Below are 2,371 nucleotides of genomic sequence, written 5' to 3' on the forward strand. Positions count from 1 at the left end.
GCCAGCCGCGGCCGCGGGTGCCGGTGCGCTGGGGGCGGGAGCTTCCGCCTTCGCGCTCTCGGCCTTCTCGGTCCTGGCGGCCTCGGCCTTCGGCGCTTCCGCCTTGGGCGCGTCGCCCTTGGCGGCTGCGGCGGTTTCGGACTTGCTGGAAGAGGCGGCGGAGCTGGCCTTGGTCGCACGCGGCTTGCGCACGCGCTTTTCGGCGGTCTCGCCGGCGTCGGGAGTGTTATCGGACAAGCGTCATTTCCTCGCTAAGCGGCGAGCGCTCGCAGCGGGCGAGCGGAGCGTCATGGACGTGGTGGGTCTGGTGTTTCCAGAAGGGTGCGGCGGTACGGACATCGGTCCGGAAACGCCGGGTAGGCTGAAACTAGCACCGCAAAGGCGCGTCGCGCAAGCGTTTCGGCGACTGGCGTTCACCTTGCGGAACCGGCCGGGCGGGGCCGGGGCGGGCCGCCCCCGGGCATCTGGACCGGGGCGCGGCGCCGAGGGGGCGGGTCAGAGCGCCTTGTCGAGCATCTGCGCGAGCTGGGCCTTGCCGACCGCGCCGATCTGGGTGTCCTGGACCTGGCCGTCCTTGAACAGCAGCAGCATCGGGATCGAACGCACGTGGTACTTCATCGCGGTGGCGCGGTTGTGGTCCACGTTCAGCTTGGCGATCTTGACCTTGCCGTCGTAGGTCTCGGCCAGCTCGTCCAGGGCCGGAGCGATCATCTTGCAGGGGCCGCACCATTCGGCCCAGAAGTCGACCAGCACGGGTTCGGACGACTGCAGCACGGCGTTGTCGAAATCGGCATCGCCGACATGCATGATTTTCTCGCTCACAAGGACTCTCCTGGGTGGTGCTGGGGCGGTGGGGCCGGGGGCCGGGTCCGTGGCGGGTCGCGCCCCCGGCGACGCCGGATCGGGGCCCGGGCGGGCCATCGGCCGGCATTGAGGTAAACTGGGGCGTTTCACGGCGGCTTCAAGGCCCCCGTGCGCTGCGGTCACAGGTATCCGGTGGCCGACCCCGGCAGTCTGCTGCGACGGCGCGACCCGCGCAAGCGCTGCCCCATGACAAGTCGCGATGACACGATGACAACACGTGCACCGCGCGGGAAACCTGAACCGTAATGAGCGATAAGCCCCTGACCGATGTCACCTTCGAGTCCTTTGGCCTGCATCCCGAGCTGCTGGCCGGCCTCGAGGGTGCCGGATTCACCCGATGCACCCCGATCCAGGCGATGACCCTGCCGATCGCCCTGACCGGCCGCGATGTCGCCGGCCAGGCCCAGACCGGCACCGGCAAGACCCTGGCCTTCCTGGTCGCGGTGATGAACCGCCTGCTGACCAGCCCCGCCCTGGCCGAGCGCAAGCCCGAGGATCCGCGCGCGCTGATCCTGGCGCCGACCCGCGAACTGGCGATCCAGATCCACAAGGATGCGGTGAAGTTCGGCAGCGACCTGGGCCTGAAGTTCGCCCTGGTCTACGGCGGCGTCGACTACGACAAGCAGCGTTCGATCCTGCAGGAAGGCGCCGACATCATCATCGCCACCCCGGGCCGCCTGATCGACTACGTCAAGCAGCACAAGGTGGTCAGCCTGCACGCCTGCGAGGTGTGCGTGCTGGACGAGGCCGACCGCATGTTCGACCTCGGCTTCATCAAGGACATCCGCTTCCTGCTGCGGCGGATGCCGATCCGCACCGAGCGCCAGACCCTGCTGTTCAGCGCGACCCTCAGCCATCGCGTGCTCGAGCTGGCCTACGAGCACATGAACGAGCCGGAGAAGCTGGTCGTCGAGGCGGAGACGGTCACCGCCGCGCGGGTGCGCCAGAAGATGTACTTCCCGGCCGACGAGGAAAAGATTCCGCTGCTGATCGGCCTGCTCTCGCGCAGCGAGGGCACCCGCACCATGGTGTTCGTGAACACCAAGGTGTTCGTCGAGCGGGTCGCCCGTGCGCTGGAGAAGGCCGGTCACCGGGTTGGCGTGCTGTCCGGCGACGTGCCGCAGAAGAAGCGCGAGACCCTGCTGGGCCGCTTCCAGAAGGGCCAGCTCGACATCCTGGTGGCGACCGACGTCGCCGCCCGCGGCCTGCACATCGACGGCGTCAGCCACGTCTACAACTTCGACCTGCCGTTCGATGCCGAGGACTACGTCCACCGCATCGGCCGTACCGCGCGCCTGGGCGCCGAGGGCGACGCGATCAGCTTCGCCTGCGAGCGCTACGCGATGAGCCTGCCGGACATCGAGGCCTACATCGAGCAGAAGATTCCGGTCGAGCCGGTCGACGCCGAGCTGCTGGTGGCGGCGCCGCGCGCGCCGCGCGAGCGGGCCGAGGGCGACGATGGCGAGAGCGTGAGCACGATCTTCAGGGAGGCGCGCGAGCAGCGCGC

General features: G+C 69.2%; 2 protein-coding genes and 1 pseudogene. 1 reads left to right on the top strand and 2 read right to left on the bottom strand.

Features of this window, described 5'->3' with window-relative positions; translation table 11 throughout:
- Both FKV24_RS15525 and trxA read right to left on the bottom strand, forming a co-directional pair.
- Positions 1-237, bottom strand: a pseudogene (locus FKV24_RS15525) (hypothetical protein); the annotation flags it as partial.
- Positions 238-495: 258 nt separating this feature from the next.
- Positions 496-822, bottom strand: coding sequence for a thioredoxin TrxA (gene trxA, locus FKV24_RS15530; protein WP_111265243.1), 327 nt, complete (start codon positions 820-822; stop codon positions 496-498).
- Between the two features lie 287 nt (positions 823-1,109).
- On the opposite strand from trxA, the gene rhlB reads away from it, so the two are divergent.
- A partial coding sequence (gene rhlB / locus FKV24_RS15535) for an ATP-dependent RNA helicase RhlB (protein WP_141483036.1) occupies positions 1,110-2,371 on the top strand: 1,262 nt, incomplete at its 3' end.

Source organism: Marilutibacter maris, from assembly GCF_006546735.2.
Taxonomy (GTDB): Bacteria; Pseudomonadota; Gammaproteobacteria; order Xanthomonadales; family Xanthomonadaceae; genus Marilutibacter; species Marilutibacter maris.